The following is a 19,332-nucleotide window of genomic DNA, read 5'->3' on the forward strand; positions in this document are numbered from 1 at the left end:
GGGGCCCGGCGCCTTCCCCGAAAGAGCCGTCATGAACACCTCCGAGGTCGAACTCGCCATCGGCGGAATGACCTGTGCCTCCTGCTCGGCCCGCATCGAGAAGAAGCTGAACCGCCTGGAGGGCGTGACCGCTTCGGTCAACCTCGCCACCGAGAAGGCCAAGGTCGCCTACCCGGACGGGATCGAGGTCGGCCAGCTCGTCGCCACCGTCGAGAAGCTCGGCTACTCGGCGCACGAGATCGTCCCGCCCCCACCGGACGCCGGGCCGGGCGACGGTGCCGACCGGCCCGTCAGCACCGACCTCACCGAGGCCGACCGGCTGCTGCAGCGCCTGCTCGTCTCCGCCGCCCTCGCGCTGCCCGTCGTGGTGCTCGCGATGGTGCCCTCGTTCCAGTTCGAGTACTGGCAGTGGCTGTCCCTGACGCTGGCCGCGCCGGTCGTCGTGTGGGGCGGGCTGCCCTTCCACAAGGCGGCGCTCACCAACGCCCGGCACGGCGCGGCGACCATGGACACCCTGGTGTCCCTCGGCACGCTCGCCGCGTTCGGCTGGTCGGTGTGGGCGCTGTTCCTGGGCACGGCGGGCGAGCCGGGCATGCGGCACGGCTTCGAGTTCACGATCGCGCGCGGCGACAGCTCCTCGGCGCTCTATCTCGAAGTGGCCGCGGGGGTCGTCACGTTCATCCTGCTCGGCCGCTATCTGGAGGCCCGCTCCAAGCGGAAGGCGGGCGCGGCCCTGCGGGCCCTGCTCGAACTCGGCGCCAAGGACGTGTCCGTACTCGGCCCCGACGGCACGGAGACGCGGGTCCCGGTGGGGCGGCTCGCCGTCGGGGACCGCTTCGTCGTACGCCCCGGGGAGACCGTCGCCACCGACGGCACCGTGGTCGAGGGCGCGTCCGCCGTCGACGTGTCGATGCTGACCGGCGAGTCCGTGCCCGCCGACGTCACAGTCGGCGACGCGGTCACCGGCGCGACCGTGAACGCGGGCGGGCGCCTGGTCGTCGAGGCCACCCGCGTCGGCGCCGACACCCAACTGGCCCGCATGGCCCGCCTCGTCGAGGACGCGCAGAGCGGCAAGGCCGAGGTGCAGCGCCTCGCCGACCGCGTCGCCGCCGTCTTCGTCCCCGTCGTCATCGCGCTCGCCGTGGCCACGCTCGGCTTCTGGCTCGGCAACGGCGTGGGCGCCGCCGCCGCGTTCACGGCCGCCGTCGCCGTACTGATCATCGCCTGCCCCTGCGCGCTCGGCCTCGCCACGCCCACCGCCCTGCTCGTCGGCACCGGCCGCGGCGCCCAGCTCGGCATCCTCATCAAGGGCCCCGAGGTCCTGGAGTCCACCCGCCGCGTCGACACGATCGTCCTCGACAAGACCGGCACGGTGACGACGGGACGCATGACCCTCCAGGAGGTGTACGCGGCCGAGGGCGCCGAAGAGAAGGAGCTGCTGCGGCTCGCGGGCGCCCTGGAACACGCCTCCGAGCACCCGGTCGCACGGGCCGTCGCGGCGGGCGCCGCCCAGCGGCTCGGCCTCGACGCGGGCGCCCTGCCGGTGCCGACGGACTTCGAGAACGTCCCCGGGTCCGGGGTGCGCGGCACGGTCGACGGGCACGAGGTGCTGGCCGGGCGCGAACGGCTGCTCGCACAGGCGGGCGTGACCGGCCTGGCCGAGCTGACCGCCGCGCGCGAGCGGGCCGAGGCCGCGGGCCGCACGGCCGTGCTCGTCGCCCGGGACGGGGTGGCCTGCGGGCTGCTCGCCGTCGCCGACACCGTCAAGGACACCAGCGCCGACGCCGTCCGCCGTCTGCGTGAACTCGGGTTGCGGCCGGTGCTGTTGACCGGCGACAACCAGGCCGTGGCGGAGACGGTCGCGCGGGACGTCGGGATCGCGCCCGAGGCCGTGTACGCGGAGGTCCTGCCCGCGGACAAGGCCGACGTGGTGCGGCGCCTGCAGGGCGAGGGGCGGGTCGTTGCCATGGTCGGGGACGGCGTGAACGACGCGGCCGCGCTGGCGACGGCCGACCTCGGGCTGGCCATGGGAACCGGCACGGACGCCGCCATCGAGGCGGGCGATCTCACCCTCGTCCGGGGTGACTTGCGCGTGGCCGCCGACGCCATCCGGCTCGCCCGCCGCACCCTCGCCACCATCAAGGGCAACCTCTGCTGGGCCTTCGGCTACAACGTCGCCGCGCTGCCCCTCGCGGCCGCCGGACTGCTCAACCCGATGATCGCCGGAGCGGCCATGGCGTTCTCCTCCGTGTTCGTCGTCACCAACAGCCTCCGCTTGCGGTCTTTCACATAGCCTCGCGATCCTTCACACTGTCTTCGCGGGACTCTCACCTCAAGGGAGATATCCGCATATGGGCCCCCTTGCGCGCGTTCGATGGCATATGCAAGAGACGTAGATCACAGCGATCGCAACGTAACCATCAGGGGGGCTCGCGAGTCTAAGAGGGCGACACCAGAGGGATCTTGGGGGATCCATCGGGCGTCGGGGGACATCTTGGGGGATGTCCCTGATGGAGGAACCCCTCTGCTCCTGCAGAGCTTGGGGGAGCGTTGGCCGGGGCACGTGCACCGGGGAGCTTTGAGCGGCCCTCCCGATCCCGTACGCGTCCCGGCAGATCGCACACCATCCATTCAGGACCCGCGCGCCCCCAGCGCGCACGACAGACTCCCGGCCGGATCCCGTGGGGGGAATCCGCACCGGGGCACAGGAAAGCGCCCCGACCGTCGACCCGTGGGGGGATCGACGGCGGGGCGCTTTTCATTGGCGGGGCGCCTTGACCAGTGGGCACCCGCGAGGCCGACCTGAGCCCGGTCAGGGGCGCGGGGAACTGCGCGACCAGCCACAGCGAAAGCCGCAGTCGCGTCTGCCGAGATCCCGGCAGACGCGACTGCGGCTCTTCGCGCGCTGAGCGCGCAGTTCCCCGCGCCCCTTGCGGGGCACAGAGTCAGCCGCGGCCGCAGGCTAGCGGGACTCCACCGGGACGAAGTCCCGGATCACCTCGCCGGTGTAGATCTGGCGGGGACGGCCGATGCGGGAGCCGGGCTCCTTGATCATTTCGTGCCACTGGGCGATCCAGCCCGGCAGGCGGCCGAGGGCGAAGAGGACCGTGAACATCTCGGTCGGGAAGCCCATGGCGCGGTAGATGAGGCCGGTGTAGAAGTCCACGTTGGGGTACAGCTTGCGCTCGACGAAGTAGTCGTCGGCCAGCGCGTGCTCTTCCAGCTTCAGTGCGATGTCGAGCAGCTCGTCGGACTTGCCGAGCGCCGAGAGGACATCGTGCGCCGCCGCCTTGATGATCTTCGCCCGGGGGTCGAAGTTCTTGTAGACGCGGTGCCCGAAGCCCATGAGCTTCACGCCGTCTTCCTTGTTCTTCACCTTGCGGATGAAGGTGTCGACGTCGCCGCCGGAGGCCTGGATGCCCTCCAGCATCTCCAGGACCGACTGGTTGGCGCCGCCGTGCAGCGGGCCCCAGAGGGCGGAGATGCCCGCGGAGATCGACGCGAACATGTTGGCCTGCGAGGAGCCGACCAGACGGACCGTGGACGTCGAACAGTTCTGCTCGTGGTCCGCGTGCAGGATCAGGAGCTTGTCGAGCGCGGCGACGACGACCGGGTCCAGGTCGTACTCGGCGGCGGGCACCGAGAAGGTCATGCGCAGGAAGTTCTCGACGTAGCCGAGGTCGTTGCGCGGGTAGACGACCGGGTGGCCCTGCGACTTCTTGTACGCGTACGCCGCGATCGTCGGAAGCTTGGCGAGCAGGCGGATCGTGGAGAGGTGCCGCTGCTTCTCGTCGAACGGGTTGTGGCTGTCCTGGTAGAACGTCGACAGCGCGGAGACGACCGACGACAGCATCGCCATCGGGTGCGCGTCGCGCGGGAAGCCGTCGTAGAACCGCTTGACGTCCTCGTGCAGCAGGGTGTGCTGGGTGATCTCGTTCTTGAAGGTGGCCAGCTCGTCGACCTTCGGCAGCTCGCCGTTGATCAGCAGGTACGCCACCTCGGTGAAGGTGGAGCGCTCCGCGAGCTGCTCGATCGGGTAGCCGCGGTAGCGCAGGATGCCCTGCTCGCCGTCGAGATAGGTGATGGCGGATTTATAGGCGGCGGTGTTTCCATAGCCGCTGTCCAGGGTCACCAGACCGGTCTGGGCGCGGAGCTTCCCGATGTCGAAGCCCTTGTCGCCGACGGTCGACTCGATCACCGGGTAGGTGTACTCGCTGTCGCCGTACCGCAGTACTACACCGTTGTTAGCGTTCTCGCTCACGTCATCCCTCACCGACGTTGTGCCTCTTCTTCGAGGTGCCCTGACTGTCTCTACCATCCCCCATTTGGCCCTGGAGAGTGCACTCGGGGTCGACCATTGGGCCTATTGGCGGCACTCAGTGCCGCCAACCTGCTCATCCTGCCCCCTTCGCCCCAGTTCCGAAAGTGCTGTGTGACCTTTCCGACTCGTTTGATCGATCAAAGGTCGGCAGTGCCTTGACGCCTACCCTCAACCGCCGCGCCGAACCGCGAGCCGATGATCCAGTGCCGTCCATCTGCGGCCCGCGGAGACCGTGCGGACCGCCTGCCCGAGAGCCTTGCGCGAGCCGACCAGGACGACCAGTTTCCGGGCCCGCGTCACGGCCGTGTAGAGCAGGTTCCGCTGCAGCATCATCCAGGCGCCGGTGGTGACCGGGATCACGACCGCTGGGTACTCACTTCCCTGGGAGCGGTGGATTGTCACCGCATAGGCGTGGGCGAGTTCGTCGAGTTCGTCGAAGTCGTACGCGACCTCCTCGTCCTCGTCCGTGCGGACGGTCAGGCGCTGCTCGTCGGCGTCCAGGGCGGTGACCACGCCGACCGTGCCGTTGAAGACGCCGTTGGCGCCCTTGTCGTAGTTGTTGCGGATCTGTGTGACCTTGTCGCCGACGCGGAAGACGCGGCCGCCGAAGCGCTTCTCCGGCAGATCGGGGCGGCCGGGGGTGATGGCCTGCTGGAGCAGGCCGTTCAGGTGACCCGCGCCCGCCGGGCCCCGGTGCATGGGGGCGAGGACCTGCACGTCCCGGCGCGGGTCGAGGCCGAACTTCGCGGGCAGGCGGCGGGCGGCCACGTCGACGGTGAGCCGCCCGGCCTCCTCGGTGTCGTCCTCGACGAAGAGGAAGAAGTCGTCCAGGCCCTGGGTGAGGGGTGACTGCCCGGCGTTGATGCGGTGGGCGTTGGTGACCACGCCGGACTGCTGCGCCTGCCGGAAGACCCGGGTCAGCCGCACCGCGGGGACGGGGCTGTCCGTGCTGAGCAGGTCCCGCAGGACCTCGCCCGCGCCGACGCTGGGGAGCTGGTCGACGTCGCCCACGAAGAGCAGGTGCGCGCCCGGCGGGACGGCCTTGACCAGCTTGTTGGCGAGGAGCAGGTCGAGCATGGAGGCCTCGTCGACGACCACCAGGTCGGCGTCCAGGGGCCGGTCCTTGTCGTACGCCGCGTCGCCGCCGGGCTTCAGCTCCAGGAGGCGGTGGACGGTGGACGCCTCGGCGCCGGTCAGCTCGGCCAGGCGCTTGGCGGCGCGGCCCGTGGGCGCGGCGAGCAGCACCTTGGCCTTCTTGGCGCGGGCCAGCTCCACGATCGAGCGGACCGTGAAGGACTTGCCGCAGCCCGGCCCGCCGGTGAGGACGGCGACCTTGCTGGTCAGGGCGAGCCGGACGGCCTCCTCCTGCTCGGGCGCGAGCTCGGCCCCCGTGCGCCCCTTGAGCCAGCCGAGCGCCTTGCCCCAGTCGACGTCCCCGAACCCCGGCATCCGGTCGTCCGGCGTCCGCAGCAGCCGCAGGAGCTGGGCGGACAGGGACAGCTCGGCGCGGTGGAAGGGGACCAGGAAGACGGCCGTGACGTCGCCCCCGCCGTCCGGTCCAGGGACGGGCTCGCGGACCACCCCTTCGGGGTCCTGGGCCAGCTCTCCGAGGCAGTCGATGACGAGGCCCGTGTCGACCTGGAGGAGCTTGACCGCGTCGGCGATCAGGCGCTCCTCGGGCAGGAAGCAGTTGCCCTGGTCGGTGGATTGCGAAAGGGCGTACTGCAGACCGGCCTTGACGCGCTCCGGGCTGTCGTGCGGGATGCCGACCGACTGGGCGATGCGGTCGGCGGTGAGGAAGCCGATGCCCCACACGTCGGCGGCGAGCCGGTACGGCTGGTTCCGGACGATGGAGATCGAGGCGTCCTCGTACTTCTTGTAGATCCGCACGGCGATCGACGTGGAGACGCCGACGCCCTGGAGGAAGACCATCACCTCCTTGATCGCCTTCTGCTCCTCCCATGCGGCGGCGATCTTCTTCGTGCGCTTGGGGCCGAGGCCGGGGACCTCGATGAGGCGCTTGGGCTCGGTCTCGATGACGTCGAGGGTGTCCACGCCGAAGTGCGTCGTGATGCGGTCGGCCATCACCGGGCCGATGCCCTTGATGAGGCCGGAGCCGAGATAGCGCCGGATGCCCTGGATCGTGGCCGGGAGGACCGTCGTGTAGTTCTCCACGGTGAACTGCTTGCCGTACTGCGCGTGGGAGCCCCAACGGCCCTCCATCCGCAGCGACTCGCCGACCTGCGCGCCGAGCAGCGCGCCGACCACGGTCAGCAGGTCACCGGCGCCGCGCCCGGTGTCCACGCGCGCGACCGTGTACCCGTTCTCCTCGTTGGCGTACGTCACCCTCTCCAGGACGCCCTCGACGACGGCCATGCGGGGTGCGGGAACACCGGCGACGCTCTTCCGCTGTGCGGCACTGGACATGACCCGACGCTACCGCCGCCCACTGACAGCGCCTCGCCAGGGGCGCATGCGGGGAGATGCCGTGCCCCGTCAGGGGCGCGGGGAACTGCGCGACCAGCCCCAGCAAAAGCCGCAGTCGCGTCTGCCGAGATCCCGGCAGACGCGACTGCGGCTTCTCGCGCGCTGAGCGCGCAGTTCCCCGCGCCCCTGACGGGGCCCAGCCGCTGGTCAAGGCGCCCCCACCCGGTCAAGGCGCCCACGCCAGCAAAAATCACGATCGAGTTTCAGCCATCGGACAGGGGGTTGCCACCAGCCGTGTAATCGATTCCAATCCTCGTGTAATCGATTCCACGAGGAGGTGGCATCGGCAGTGGCAAGCGTCGGCATCAAAGACGTCGCGGCCCGTGCGGGCGTCTCCGTGGCCACGGTCTCGCGTGTCCTGAACGCGCACGCGTCCGTGAGTCCGGCCGCCCGGGAGCGCGTGCTCGCCGCGGTGGACGCGCTCGGCTACCGGCCCAACACGCTCGCCCGGTCCCTCAGGACGGACCAGACGCGCACGCTGGGCCTGGTCATCAGCGACGTACTGAACCCCTACTTCACCGAGTTGGCCCGCTCCGTCGAGGAGGAGGCCCGCGCGCTCGGCTACAGCATCATCTTCGGCAACGCCGACGAGCGGCCCGAGTTGCAGGACCACCACATCCGCACGCTCCTGGACCGCCGCATCGACGGCCTCCTCGTCTCCCCCGCCGACGGCGGCTCCCCGCTCGTCCTGGACGCGGCCCGCGCGGGCACCCCGATGGTCTTCGTCGACCGCTGGATCCCCGGCCTCGACGTGCCCGTCGTGCGGGCCGACGGAAGCTCCGCCGTGCGCGACCTGGTCGCCCATCTGCACGGGCTCGGCCACCGCAGGCTCGCCATCATCGCGGGCCCGGCGGCGACGACCACCGGCAGCGAGCGCGTGGCGGCGTTCCGGGACGCGCTGGCCGCGTACGGCCTTGAGCTGCCCGCCGAGTACATCGGGCAGGGCGACTTCCAGGCCGCGAGCGGGCGCCGCGCCACCGAGCGGTTCCTGGCGCTGCCCGAGCCGCCCGAGGTCGTCTTCGCCGCCGACAACCTGATGGCGCTCGGCGCGCTGGACGCGATCCGCGCGCGCGGGCTGCGGATTCCGCAGGACATCGCGCTCGCCGCGTTCGACGACATCCCCTGGTTCGTGCACACCGATCCGCCGGTCACGGCGATCGCCCAGCCCACGGGCGAGTTGGGCCGGGCGGCCGTGCGGGCGCTCACCGACCTGATCGAGGGCCGGACGCCGGAGTCGGTGACGCTGCCCGCGCGCCTCGTCGTACGCAGCTCGTGCGGCGAGCACCCCCCGACCGGCACGACCCGAAGGAGTGACGCATGACTGGCCCCGCACCGGTGCGCGACGCCGCGCAGGACGCGCCGGAACTGCTGCGCGTCGAGGGCATCCGCAAGGCCTTCCCCGGCGTCGTCGCCCTCGACGGCGTGGACTTCGACCTGCGCGGCGGGGAGGTGCACGTACTCCTCGGCGAGAACGGGGCGGGCAAGAGCACGCTCATCAAGATGTTCTCCGGCGCCAACCAGCCCGACGCGGGCCGGATCCTGGTCGGCGGCGCGGAGGTGCGCGTCCACGGCGCGCAGGACGCCGAGCGGCTCGGGATCGCCACCATCTACCAGGAGTTCAACCTCGTCCCCGATCTGACGGTCGCCGAGAACATCTTCCTGGGCCGCCAGCCCCGCCGCTTCGGTCTGATCGACCGCAAGAAGATGGAGGCCGACGCGGCCGAGCTCCTCGCGCGCGTGGGCGTCGACGTCTCGCCGCGCGCCCGCTGCCGCGAACTCGGCATCGCCCGGCTGCAGATGGTGGAGATCGCCAAGGCGCTCAGCCTGCACGCGCGCGTGCTCGTGATGGACGAGCCGACGGCCGTGCTCACCTCCGAGGAGGTGGAGAAGCTCTTCACCATCGTGCGCGGGCTGCGCGCCGACGGTGTCGGCATCGTCTTCATCACCCACCACCTGGAGGAGATCGCCGCGCTCGGCGACCGTGTGAGCGTGCTGCGCGACGGCCGCAGCGTGGGGCAGGTGCCCGCGTCGACGCCGGAGGACGAACTCGTACGCCTCATGGTGGGGCGGTCCATCGAGCAGCAGTATCCGCGCGAGCGGGGCGCCGCGGGCGAACCGGCCGACGGGGACGCGCCGTTGCTGCGGGTGCGCGGCCTCACCCGGGGCGGGGTCTTCCACGACGTCGGCTTCGAGGTGCGGGCCGGTGAGGTCGTCGGCGTCGCGGGCCTGGTCGGCGCGGGGCGCACGGAGGTGGCGCGGGCCGTGTTCGGCGCGGATCCGTACGACGCGGGCACGGTGGAGGTCGCGGGGCGGGCGCTGCCCCGGCACGACGTGTACGCGGCGATGACCGCCGGCGTCGGGCTGGTCCCGGAGGACCGCAAGGGCCAAGGTCTGGTGCTCGACGCGTCCGTCGAGGAGAACCTGGGCCTGGTGACGCTGCGCTCGGCGACCCGGGCGGGCCTGGTCGACCGGGCCGGGCAGCGCGCCGCCGCCGAGCGGATCGCGGGCCAGCTCGGGGTGCGCATGGCCGGGCTCGGCCAGCACGTGCGCACCCTCTCCGGCGGCAACCAGCAGAAGGTCGTCATCGGCAAGTGGCTGCTCGCCCAGGCGAAGGTGCTCATCCTCGACGAGCCGACGCGCGGCATCGACGTCGGCGCGAAGGTCGAGATCTACCAGCTCATCAACGAACTCACGGCCGCCGGGCACGCCGTCCTGATGATCTCCAGCGATCTGCCGGAGGTCCTCGGGATGAGCGACCGGGTCCTGGTCATGGCACAGGGCCGCATCGCGGGCGAACTCGGCGCGGCCGAGGCGACGCAGGACGCGGTGATGGCGCTCGCCGTCAGCACCACGACCCCGGCAGTGCACAACGACAACGCCCCTGCGGGGGACGCGAAGGAGGACTCCCGTGGCAACCACTGACACCCGGCCGGACAACACCGGCAAGACGGGCACGGGCCGCGGCGGGGGCCTCGACCTGCGCCGCGTCCTGCTCGACAACGGCGCGCTCAGCGCCCTCGTGGTCCTGGTGGTCGCGATGTCGCTGCTCTCCGGCGACTTCCTGACCACGCAGAACCTCCTCAACGTCGGCGTGCAGGCGGCCGTGACGGCGATCCTCGCGTTCGGCGTCACCTTCGTCATCGTCGCCGCGGGCATCGACCTGTCGGTCGGCTCGGTGGCGGCGCTGTCCGCGACGGTCCTCGCCTGGTCGGCGACGAAGGAAGGTGTGCCCGTCTGGATCGCGGTGCTCCTCGCGGTCGCCACGGGCATCGCCTGCGGTCTGGTCAACGGCGTGCTCGTCTCGTACGGGAAACTCCCGCCGTTCATCGCGACGCTCGCGATGCTGTCCATCGGCCGCGGCCTGTCCCTGGTGATCTCGCAGGGCTCCCCGATCGCGTTCCCCGAGTCGGTCTCCAAGGTCGGTGACACGCTGGGCGGCTGGCTGCCGGTGCCGGTCATCGTGATGGTGGCGATGGGCCTGATCACGGCGCTGATCCTGACGCGTACGTACATCGGCCGCTCCATGTACGCGATCGGCGGCAACGAGGAGGCCGCGCGCCTCTCGGGCCTTCGGGTGAAGCGCCAGAAGATCATCATCTACGCGCTCTCGGGCCTGTTCGCGGCCGTCGCGGGCATCGTCCTCGCCTCCCGCCTGGTGTCCGCGCAGCCGCAGGCCGCGCAGGGCTACGAGCTGGACGCGATCGCCGCCGTCGTCATCGGCGGCGCGAGCCTCGCGGGCGGCGTCGGCAAGGCGTCGGGCACGCTCATCGGCGCGCTGATCCTCGCGGTGCTGCGCAACGGCCTCAACCTCCTTTCCGTGTCGGCGTTCTGGCAGCAGGTCGTCATCGGCGTCGTGATCGCCCTCGCGGTGCTCCTGGACACGCTGCGCAGGAAGGCCGGGGCGGGCGCGGGCGGCGGGGGTGCCGTCGGCAGCACGTCGTCCGGGTCCGGCGGCAAGGGACCGCAAGCCCTCAAGTACACGCTCGCCGCCGTGGTCGCGGCGGCCGTCATCGCCGCGGTGTCCGTCTTCCACTCCGGCTCGTCCGGTACGTCCACGAAGATCGGCCTGTCCCTCTCCACCCTGAACAACCCCTTCTTCGTACAGATGAAGGAGGGCGCGCAGGCGGAGGCCAAGAAGGCGGGCGTCGACCTGACGGTCACGGACGCGCAGAACGACGCGTCCCAACAGGCCAATCAGCTGCAGAACTTCACCAGCGAGAGCATGAAGGCCGTCATCGTCAACCCGGTCGACTCCGACGCCGTCGGCCCGGCCGTGCGCGCCGCGAACAAGGCGGACATCCCCGTCGTCGCCGCCGACCGGGGCGTGAACAAGGCGGACGTGGCCACCCTCGTGGCCTCCGACAACGTCGCGGGCGGCAGGCAGGCCGCGAAGGCCCTCGCCGACAAGCTCGGCGGCAAGGGCGAGGTCGTCGTCCTCCAGGGCACGGCGGGCACGTCCGCGAGCCGGGAGCGCGGGCAGGGCTTCGCCGAGGGCATCAAGGCGTTCCCCGGCATCAAGGTCGTCGCCAAGCAGCCCGCGGACTTCGACCGCACCAAGGGCCTGGACGTCATGACGAACCTGCTCCAGGGCAACCCGGGCGTCGACGGCGTCTTCGCGGAGAACGACGAGATGGCGCTCGGCGCGGTCAAGGCCCTCGGCGACAAGGCGGGCAGGTCGGTGTCGGTGGTCGGCTTCGACGGCACGCCCGACGGCCTGAAGGCGGTCGAGGCGGGCACGTTGTACGCGTCGGTGGCGCAGCAGCCCGCGGAGCTGGGCCGGATCGCGGTGCGCAACGCGATCCGCGCGGCGGACGACAAGAAGGTGTCCTCCGTGGTGAAGGTGCCGGTGAAGGTGGTCACCGAGAAGAACGTGGCACGGTTCAAGTGAGGTTCTCCGCGCGCGGGGCCACACGTGGCGTTCCGCGCGCGGAGGCGCACGTACACGGGGAAAGACTGGAAAGGCAGAACCACGATGCATGACTACGACCTGCTGGTCGTGGGCTCGGCCAACGCCGACCTGGTGACCGCCGTCGAGCGGCGGCCCGCCGCGGGCGAGACGGTCCTCGGCTCGGACCTGGCCGTCCACCCGGGCGGCAAGGGCGCGAACCAGGCGGTGGCGGCGGCCCGGCTCGGCGCGCGCACGGCGCTCCTGGCGCGGGTCGGCGACGACGCGTACGGGCGGCTGCTCCTGGACTCGCAGCGGTCGGCGGGGGTGGACACGGTGGGGGTCCTGGTGGGCGGCGCGCCGACCGGGGTCGCGCTGATCACGGTGGACCCGTCGGGCGACAACAGCATCGTGGTGGCGCCGGGCGCGAACTCGCGCCTGACACCCGAGGACGTACGGGCGGCCGGGAGCCTCTTCCAGGCGGCCCGGGTGGTGTCGGTGCAACTGGAGATCCCCCTCGACACGGTCGCGGAGGTGGTCCGCGCCCTGCCCGCGGAGACCCGCCTGGTCCTGAACCCGTCGCCGCCCGCTCCCCTGCCGCACGAGGTCCTGGCGGCCTGCGATCCCCTCGTGGTGAACGAGCACGAGGCGCGGGTGGTCCTGCGGGGCGCCGGGGCGGACGTCCCCGACGCGCCGGAGGAGTGGGCGAAGGGGCTGCTGGCGCTCGGCCCGAGGTCGGTGGTGGTGACCCTCGGCGGCGATGGCGCGCTGGTGGCGGGCCCGGACGGGATGGCGCGGGTGCCGTCGGTGACGGTGGACGCCGTGGACACGACGGGTGCCGGGGACGCGTTCACGGCGGCCCTCGCGTGGCGGCTCGGCGCGGGCGAGGGCCTGGAGTCGGCGGCGCGCTACGCGGCGAAGGTGGGGGCGCTCGCGGTGACGCGGGCGGGCGCGCAGGTGTCGTACCCGTCGGGTCCTGAGGTGGCCGCGCTGTGAGGAAGGCCGGGATACTCAACCGCCATCTGTCGGGCGCGCTGGCGGAGCTGGGTCACGGTGACCGGGTCCTGGTGTGCGACGCGGGCATGCCGATTCCGGCGGGCCCGCGGGTGGTGGACCTGGCGTTCGTCGCCGGGGTGCCGTCGTTCGCGCAGGTCCTGGACGGGCTGCTCGCGGAGCTCGTGGTGGAGGGTGCGGTGGCGGCGCGGGAGGTGCGGGACGCGAATCCGGGGGCGGCGGCGTTGCTGGAGCGGCGGTTTCCGGGGGCGGCGCTGGGGTGGGTGCCGCACGAGGAGCTGAAGGAGCTGTCGGCGGGGGCGCGGCTCGTGGTGCGGACGGGCGAGGCGAGTCCGTACGCGAACGCGTTGCTGACGTGCGGGGTCTTCTTCTGAGCCCGGGAACGTTTCGAGGGGGCCCTGTCCGTCGACCGGGCCCCCTCGGTTTCCCTCCCCTTGTCAGTTGCTCCGCGGATCCCCCCGGATCCCCCCTCCAGAGCTTCTGACACCCAGTACGACACGCATGGTGGCGGAAGGGTTGCACGCCGTCGGCAAGTTCCCCCGGAAGATTTCAGCGCGCCGACGAACCACCGCGGACGTAGCGTTTCGCCCATGAGCGACGACACCTCATTCGAGCAGGACGTACTGACCGAGCTGGGCGACGACAGGCTCCAGGAGATCGCCGACGCGCTCGGCACAGACCCGGCCGCGGCGCAGGCCGTCGTGGGCGAGACGGTCTCGACGCTGTCCGGCTCCTTGCGGGACAAGGCCCAGGCGGCCGACCCGGCGGAGGCGGCCGAGGTGCGCCAGGCCTTCACGGCGGAGGCCCCCCTCCAGGGCGTGGCCACCCTGGGCGGCGGCCTCGGCGGGCTGCTCGGCGGCGGCGTCATGGCAGGCATGCTCGGCAAGCTGAGCCGCCCGGTGGCGAACGCGGTCGCGAAGAAGACCGGCCTCCCGGTGGCGACGGTGACGCGCGCGGTGGAACTCCTGATCCCGGTGGTTCTCGCGGTGCTCACGAAGCGCGCCCAGAAGACGCAGCGGACCGGGTCCTCCGGCGCCGCGCCGGGTGCGGCGCCCACCGCCGGTCAGGGCGGCGGCGGGAGCGGGGGCGGGCTCGGGGATCTGCTGGGCGACATTCTGGGGAGCGGCAAGAAGTAGCCGCACGCGGCGGCACGCCCGCGAGCGCCGCGCCCCGCACCCGTCAAACGCCGCGCCCTGGACCCGTCAACAGCGGCGTGCGGCCTGCAGCCAGGCGAGGTTCATCACCGCGATCGCACCCCAGATCCAGCAGACGACGGCGCTTCCGTCCGGCGCCAGCGCCGTGGCGAGTGCGCCCAGTGCGACCGTGCCGAGCACCAGTCTGGTGCCGCGCCTCAGCTCCAGTGCCGTGCGCAGTGGCCCCGGTTCGGCCAGCCTGTCGGCCAGGTAGGCATCGAACGCCTCCGCGACCTGGTCGTCGATCTCGTCCCGCAACTGGGCATCCAGCGAGTCAGCCATGGTCGGCCACCCCCGCCCGGTTCTTCCGCATCTCGACCCCCGAGCGCTCCGGCGCCCGTTGGCGCCCCTTGAACCAACGTAGCCATTGCAGAGAGATTCTGCAAACAATCTCTGCAACAACTGCAGAGACTCTCTGCAGTACCCTGGTCGGCATGGTCGAGCGCCCCGAGAAGAGAGTCCTCACCGGCCCGGACCTCAAGGCCTTCTACAAGGCGCTGTCCAACCCGGTGCGCCGCGACATCCTGAGCTATCTGGGCGAGCACGGCGAAGCGAACTCCACCAGCGTCGCCAAGGCCCTCGGCGAGAGCACCGGCACCACCAGCTACCACCTGCGCAAACTCGCCGACCTGAAGCTGATCGCCGAGATCGAGGAGCGGTCCACCGGCCGGGAGCGCTGGTGGAAGTCGCTCATGACGGACATCTTCACGCCGCCGGGCCTGGAGCTGACGGCCGACGAACGCGAGGCCGCCGTCAAGATCGGCGCGCTCAAGATGACCCAGGACCTGAACCTGGTCGTGCGCGCGTACGCCGGGTACGACGCCTCCGCGGGCTGGAACCAGATCCATCGCTCCGGGCTGCGGATGACGAAGGAGCAGGTCGCCGCGTTCGCCGAGGAGTACCAGACACTGCTGCGCAAGTACCAGTCCGAGCCGGGCGACCACCCGCCCGGCTCACGGCAGGTGGCCGTACGCCTGGTGGTCGTGCCCGACGAAGGCCCCCGGCCCACCCTGCCGACCGTGCCTGACGACGAGTGACGGGCGGGCCGGGCAGGCTCAGCAGGCGTGCGCCAGATACCTCCGCACCGTCTCCCCCAGCACCTCCCGGCCGTCCCCCGCCCACAGGGTGTCGTTGAAGAGCTCGACCTCGATCGGGCCGGTGAAGCCGGAGGACTCGACCAGGGAGCGCCAGAAGCGGAAGTCGACGGCGCCGTCGCCGAGTTGGCCGCGGCCGGTGAGGACGCCGTGGGGCAACGGGGTGGTCCAGTCGGCGAGTTGGAAGGCGTGCAGGCGGCCCGTGGTGGTGGCGCGGGTGAGGGCGGCGGGGGCCTGGTCGTCCCACCAGATGTGGTACGTGTCGGCGCAGACGCCGACCTGGTCGGCGGGGAAGCGTTCGGCCAGGTCGAGGGCCTGGGTGAGGGTGGAGACCACGCAGCGGTCGGCGGCGTACATCGGGTGCAGGGGTTCGATGGCGAGGCGGACGGCGCGGGCGGCGGCGTAGGGGGCGAGGTCGGCGAGGGCGTCGGCGACGCGTTCGCGGGCGGCGGGCAGGTCGCGGTCCCGGTCGCCGGCGGGGAGGCCGCCGGAGACCAGGACCAGGGTGTCGGTGCCGAGGGTGGCGGCCTCGTCGACGGCGGCGCGGTTGTCGGCCAGGGCACGGGCCCGTTCGGCGGGGTCGCGCGCGGTGAAGAAGCCGCCCCGGCAGAGCGTGGTGACGGTCAGACCGGCGCCCCGCACCAGCTTCGCGGCCGCCTCCACCCCGTACTCCCTGACCGGCTGGCGCCACAGGCCGACGCCCCGGATGCCCAAGTCGGCGCAGGCGGTGACCAGTTCGGGGAGCGAGAGCTGCTTCACCGTCATCTGGTTGATGCTGAAGTGGGCCGGGGCGCGGGGCGGGGCGGGGGTCATGGGGTGACTCCGTGGATCGTCAGGAGCGTCCGCATGCGGTACGCGGCCAGGTCCGGGTCGGGGAACAGGTGCAGGTCGGCGGCCAGTTCGTACGCCCGGGTGAGGTGCGGCAGCGAGCGCGCCGACTGCCAGCCGCCGACCATCGTGAAGTGGCTCTGGTGTCCGGCCAGCCAGGCCAGGAAGACGACGCCCGTCTTGTAGAAGCGGGTGGGCGGCTGGAAGAGGTGGCGGGCCAACTCGACGGTGGGGTCGAGGAGTTCGCGGAAGGCCTTGGGGTCGTCCGCGTCCAGGGCGCGTACGGCTCGGGCCGCGAGGGGTGCCAGCGGGTCGAAGACGCCGAGGAGCGCGTCGCTGTGGCCCTGGTCGTCGCCCGCGATCAGGTCGGGGTAGTGGAAGTCGTCGCCCGTGTAGCAGCGCACCCCGTCCGGCAGGCGGCGGCGCAGGGCGACCTCGCGGTCCGCGTCCAGGAGCGAGATCTTCACGCCGTCCACCTTGCCGGGGTGCGCGGCGATCACCTCCAGGAAGGTGTCCGTGGCGGCGTCCAGGCCGGCCGAGCCCCAGTAGCCCGCGAGTGCCGGGTCGAACATGGGGCCCAGCCAGTGCAGGATCACGGGAGCGGCGGCCTGGCGGAGCAGGTGGTCGTACGTGGCCAGGTAGTCGTCGGCGCCGCGCGCCACGGCCGCCAGCGCGCGCGACGCCATCAGGATGGCCCGCGCGCCGGTCCCCTCCACGAGGCCCAACTGCTCCTCGTACGCGTGCCGTACGTCGGCGAGGGTCGCCGCGGGCGAGGTCAGCTGGTCCGTGCCGACGCCGCACGCGATCCGGCCGCCCACCGCCTCGGCCTCCGCCGCCGACCGCCGGATCAGCTCGGCCGCGCCCGCCCAGTCCAGGCCCATGCCGCGCTGCGCGGTGTCCATGGCCTCGGCGACGCCCAGGCCGTGTGCCCACAGATGGCGGCGGAAGGCGAGGGTGGCGTCCCAGTCGACGGCGGCGGGGTCGTCCGGGGACACGTCGGCACGCGGGTCGGCGACGACGTGGGCGGCGGCGAAGACGGTGCGGGTGCGCAAGGGGGGTGAGGGGGATGCAGGGGGCGAGGAGGGCGAGGAGGGCACGGACGCCGCGTTCACAGCGCGATCTCCGGTACGTCGATCCGGCGCCCCTCCGCCGACGACCGCAGCCCCAGCTCCGCCAGTTGCACGCCCCGCGCGCCCGCGAACAGGTCCCAGCGGTAGGGCGCGTCGGCGTACACGTGTCGCAGGAACAGCTCCCACTGTGCCTTGAAGCCGTTGTCGGACTCGCCCGCGGACCCGTTGTCGGGCACCTCCTGCCACTGGTCGCGGAAGGAGTGCGCGGCGGGCAGGTCGGGGTTCCAGACCGGCTTCGGGGTGGCCGCGCGGTGCTGGAAGCGGCAGCCGCGCAGGCCCGCGACGGCCGAGCCCTCGGTGCCGTCGACCTGGAACTCGACCAGTTCGTCGCGGTGCACCCGGACCGCCCAGGACGAGTTGATCTGCGCGACGGCGCCCCCGTCGAGCTCGAAGACGCCGTACGCGGCGTCGTCCGCCGTGGCGTCGTACGGCTTGCCGCGTTCGTCCCAGCGCTGCGGCACGTGGGTGACGGCGAGCGCCTGCACGGAGCGCACCCGGCCGAACAGTTCGTGCAGGACGTACTCCCAGTGCGGGAACATGTCGACGACGATGCCGCCGCCGTCCTCGGTCCGGTAGTTCCACGACGGGCGCTGGGCCTCCTGCCAGTCGCCCTCGAAGACCCAGTAGCCGAACTCGCCGCGCACGGACAGGATCTGCCCGAAGAAACCGCCGTCCACCAGGCGCTTCAGCTTGCGCAGGCCCGGCAGGAAGAGCTTGTCCTGGACGACGCCGTGCTTGACGCCGGCGTCCCGGGCGCGCCGGGCCAGGTCGAGGGCGGCGGCGAAGGAGGTGGCGGAGGGCTTCTCGGTGTAGAGGTGCTTGCCGGCGGCGAGCGCCTTCTTGATCGCGTCCTCGCGGGCCGAGGTGACCTGCGCGTCGAAGTAGATGTCGACCTCGGGGTCGGCGAGGACGGCGTCCAGGTCGGTCGACCAGTGCGTGAGGCCGTGGCGCCCGGCGAGCTCGCGCAGCGCGTGCTCCCTGCGGCCCACGAGGACCGGCTCCGGCCACAGCCGGGTGCCGTCGCCCAGGTCGAGGCCGCCCTCCTCGCGCAGCGCGAGGATCGAGCGGACCAGGTGCTGGCGGTGACCCATGCGTCCCGTCACGCCGTTCATGGCGATGCGGACCGTCTTGCGTGTCACGTGGTTCCTCCGTAGGCGCGGGGCGCTGGGCGCGCGGCGGGTGGGCGGGGGCGGTGGGCGGGGCGGTGGTCCTGTGCCCGGCGGGGTTCTTGGGCCCGGTGCGTCACTCCATGCGTAGCAAGCGCTTTCTATTGGGGAGAAGCTAGCCTGCCGGACAAGGTTCGTACAAGACCGGAGGCCAACAGATGACCGTGACCCTGGCGGACGTGGCGGCTCGCGCCCAGGTGTCCCCCGCCACCGTGTCCCGCGTACTGAACGGCAACTACCCCGTCGCCGCGGCGACGCGGGAGCGCGTACTGCGCGCGGTGGACGACCTGGAGTACGTCCTGAACGGCCCCGCGAGCTCGCTGGCCGCCGCGACCTCGGACCTGGTGGGCATCCTCGTCAACGACATCGCCGACCCGTTCTTCGGGATCATGGCGAGCGCGGTCCAGTCGGAGATCACCGGGCCCGGCGGGCGGGCCGGGGGCGAGCGGATGGCCGTCGTCTGCAACACCGGCGGCTCCCCCGAGCGCGAGCTGACCTACCTGACCCTGCTCCAGCGCCAGCGGGCCGCGGCCGTCGTGGTGACCGGCGGCGCCATCGAGGACGCGCCGCACGCGGCGGCGATCGGCGGGAAGCTGCGGCGGCTCGGCGAGGCGGGCTCGCAGGTGGTGCTGTGCGGGCGGCCGCCCGCCGACGAGGCGCCCGACGCGGTGGCCCTGACCTTCGACAACCGAGGCGGCGGGCGCCGCCTCACCGACCACCTCATCGGCCTGGGCCACCGCCGCATCGGCTACATCGCGGGCCCCACGGAGCGCACCACCACCCGCCACCGCCTGGAGGGCCACCAGGAGGCCCTCGCCGCCGCGGGCGTCCCCGACGACCCCCGCCTGACCCTGCACGGCCCCTACGACCGCCGCTCCGGCTACGACGCCACCCTCGAACTCCTGCGCCGCGCCCCCGAGTTGACCGCCGTCGTCGCCGCCAACGACACGGTGGCCCTGGGCGCCTGCGCGGCTCTGCGCGACCGCGGCCTGACCATCCCCGACGACGTCTCGGTGGCGGGCTTCGACGACCTCCCCTTCAGCATCGACGCGGTCCCGGCGCTGACGACGGTGCGGCTTCCCCTGTACGAGGCGGGGGCGCGGGCCGGGCGGATCGCCATGGGCCGCGAGGAGGAGCCGCCCGGGGGCATCGCGACGGTCCACGGCGAACTGATGGTGCGCGGCTCCACGGGGGCGCCGCGCCGGGCCTGAGGC

General features: G+C 72.3%; 15 protein-coding genes. 9 read left to right on the forward strand and 6 right to left on the reverse strand.

Translation table 11 applies throughout. The features are described from left to right. Positions 1-31: 31 nt before the first annotated feature. The gene (locus IE274_RS02320) at positions 32-2,293 is read left to right on the forward strand and encodes a heavy metal translocating P-type ATPase (RefSeq protein WP_190113814.1); all 2,262 of its coding nucleotides are present in this window, start codon (positions 32-34) and stop codon (positions 2,291-2,293) included. Positions 2,294-2,962: 669 nt separating this feature from the next. Here the strand turns inward: IE274_RS02320 and IE274_RS02325 are convergent. Both IE274_RS02325 and recD2 read right to left on the reverse strand, forming a co-directional pair. Further along, entirely contained in the window at positions 2,963-4,261 is a 1,299-nt protein-coding gene (locus IE274_RS02325) for a citrate synthase (RefSeq protein WP_190113815.1), read from the reverse strand. Between the two features lie 228 nt (positions 4,262-4,489). Then, positions 4,490-6,748 (reverse strand): SF1B family DNA helicase RecD2, encoded by a 2,259-nt coding sequence (gene recD2 / locus IE274_RS02330; protein ID WP_372447234.1) that lies wholly within the window; start codon positions 6,746-6,748, stop codon positions 4,490-4,492. Between the two features lie 349 nt (positions 6,749-7,097). Between recD2 and IE274_RS02335 the strand changes: the two genes are divergently transcribed. The 6 genes from IE274_RS02335 (at position 7,098) to IE274_RS02360 (ending at position 13,843) form a co-directional block, all read left to right on the forward strand. Continuing rightward, complete coding sequence (locus tag IE274_RS02335; RefSeq protein ID WP_190113816.1) at positions 7,098-8,129, forward strand: LacI family DNA-binding transcriptional regulator; 1,032 nt, start codon at positions 7,098-7,100, stop codon at positions 8,127-8,129. Further along, positions 8,126-9,730 (forward strand): sugar ABC transporter ATP-binding protein, encoded by a 1,605-nt coding sequence (locus IE274_RS02340; RefSeq protein ID WP_190113817.1) that lies wholly within the window; start codon positions 8,126-8,128, stop codon positions 9,728-9,730. Before IE274_RS02335 ends, IE274_RS02340 begins: the two co-directional genes overlap by 4 nt. After that, complete coding sequence (locus IE274_RS02345) at positions 9,717-11,696, forward strand: ABC transporter permease/substrate-binding protein (RefSeq protein WP_372447235.1); 1,980 nt, start codon at positions 9,717-9,719, stop codon at positions 11,694-11,696. The genes IE274_RS02340 and IE274_RS02345 overlap by 14 nt, the downstream gene beginning before the upstream one ends. A gap of 84 nt (positions 11,697-11,780) precedes the next feature. Continuing rightward, on the forward strand, positions 11,781-12,689 hold the full coding sequence (locus IE274_RS02350) for a ribokinase (RefSeq protein WP_190113818.1): 909 nt from the start codon (positions 11,781-11,783) through the stop codon (positions 12,687-12,689). Beyond that, a complete protein-coding gene (gene rbsD, locus IE274_RS02355; protein WP_190113819.1) occupies positions 12,686-13,081 on the forward strand; it encodes a D-ribose pyranase in 396 nt (131 codons plus the stop codon). The genes IE274_RS02350 and rbsD overlap by 4 nt, the downstream gene beginning before the upstream one ends. A 216-nt stretch (positions 13,082-13,297) precedes the next feature. Further along, entirely contained in the window at positions 13,298-13,843 is a 546-nt protein-coding gene (locus tag IE274_RS02360; RefSeq protein ID WP_190113820.1) for a DUF937 domain-containing protein, read from the forward strand. 66 nt (positions 13,844-13,909) lie between these two features. Here IE274_RS02360 and IE274_RS02365 read toward each other — a convergent pair whose 3' ends face one another. Then, positions 13,910-14,182 carry a hypothetical protein gene (locus IE274_RS02365; RefSeq protein ID WP_190113821.1) on the reverse strand — a complete coding sequence of 91 codons (273 nt, stop codon included), beginning with the start codon at positions 14,180-14,182 and terminating at the stop codon, positions 13,910-13,912. Positions 14,183-14,334: 152 nt separating this feature from the next. Between IE274_RS02365 and IE274_RS02370 the strand changes: the two genes are divergently transcribed. Continuing rightward, positions 14,335-14,937: an ArsR/SmtB family transcription factor gene (locus IE274_RS02370; protein ID WP_190113822.1), complete on the forward strand. Its 603-nt coding sequence runs from the start codon at positions 14,335-14,337 to the stop codon at positions 14,935-14,937. A gap of 18 nt (positions 14,938-14,955) precedes the next feature. Here IE274_RS02370 and IE274_RS02375 read toward each other — a convergent pair whose 3' ends face one another. Genes IE274_RS02375 through IE274_RS02385 form a run of 3 tightly spaced genes read right to left on the reverse strand, consistent with a single transcriptional unit; the run spans position 14,956 to position 18,091 of the window. Then, complete coding sequence (locus tag IE274_RS02375) at positions 14,956-15,807, reverse strand: sugar phosphate isomerase/epimerase family protein (RefSeq protein ID WP_190113823.1); 852 nt, start codon at positions 15,805-15,807, stop codon at positions 14,956-14,958. Then, positions 15,804-16,919 carry a dihydrodipicolinate synthase family protein gene (locus tag IE274_RS02380; protein WP_229909178.1) on the reverse strand — a complete coding sequence of 372 codons (1,116 nt, stop codon included), beginning with the start codon at positions 16,917-16,919 and terminating at the stop codon, positions 15,804-15,806. The genes IE274_RS02375 and IE274_RS02380 overlap by 4 nt, the downstream gene beginning before the upstream one ends. Before the next feature lie 11 nt (positions 16,920-16,930). Then, positions 16,931-18,091, reverse strand: coding sequence for a Gfo/Idh/MocA family protein (locus tag IE274_RS02385; protein WP_190113825.1), 1,161 nt, complete (start codon positions 18,089-18,091; stop codon positions 16,931-16,933). Positions 18,092-18,276: 185 nt separating this feature from the next. Here IE274_RS02385 and IE274_RS02390 point away from each other — a divergent pair, with 185 nt between their 5' ends. Further along, positions 18,277-19,329: a LacI family DNA-binding transcriptional regulator gene (locus tag IE274_RS02390; protein WP_190113826.1), complete on the forward strand. Its 1,053-nt coding sequence runs from the start codon at positions 18,277-18,279 to the stop codon at positions 19,327-19,329. Positions 19,330-19,332 lie beyond the last annotated feature (3 nt).

Source organism: Streptomyces flavofungini (assembly GCF_014650815.1).
In the GTDB taxonomy this organism is placed as follows: domain Bacteria; phylum Actinomycetota; class Actinomycetes; order Streptomycetales; family Streptomycetaceae; genus Streptomyces; species Streptomyces flavofungini.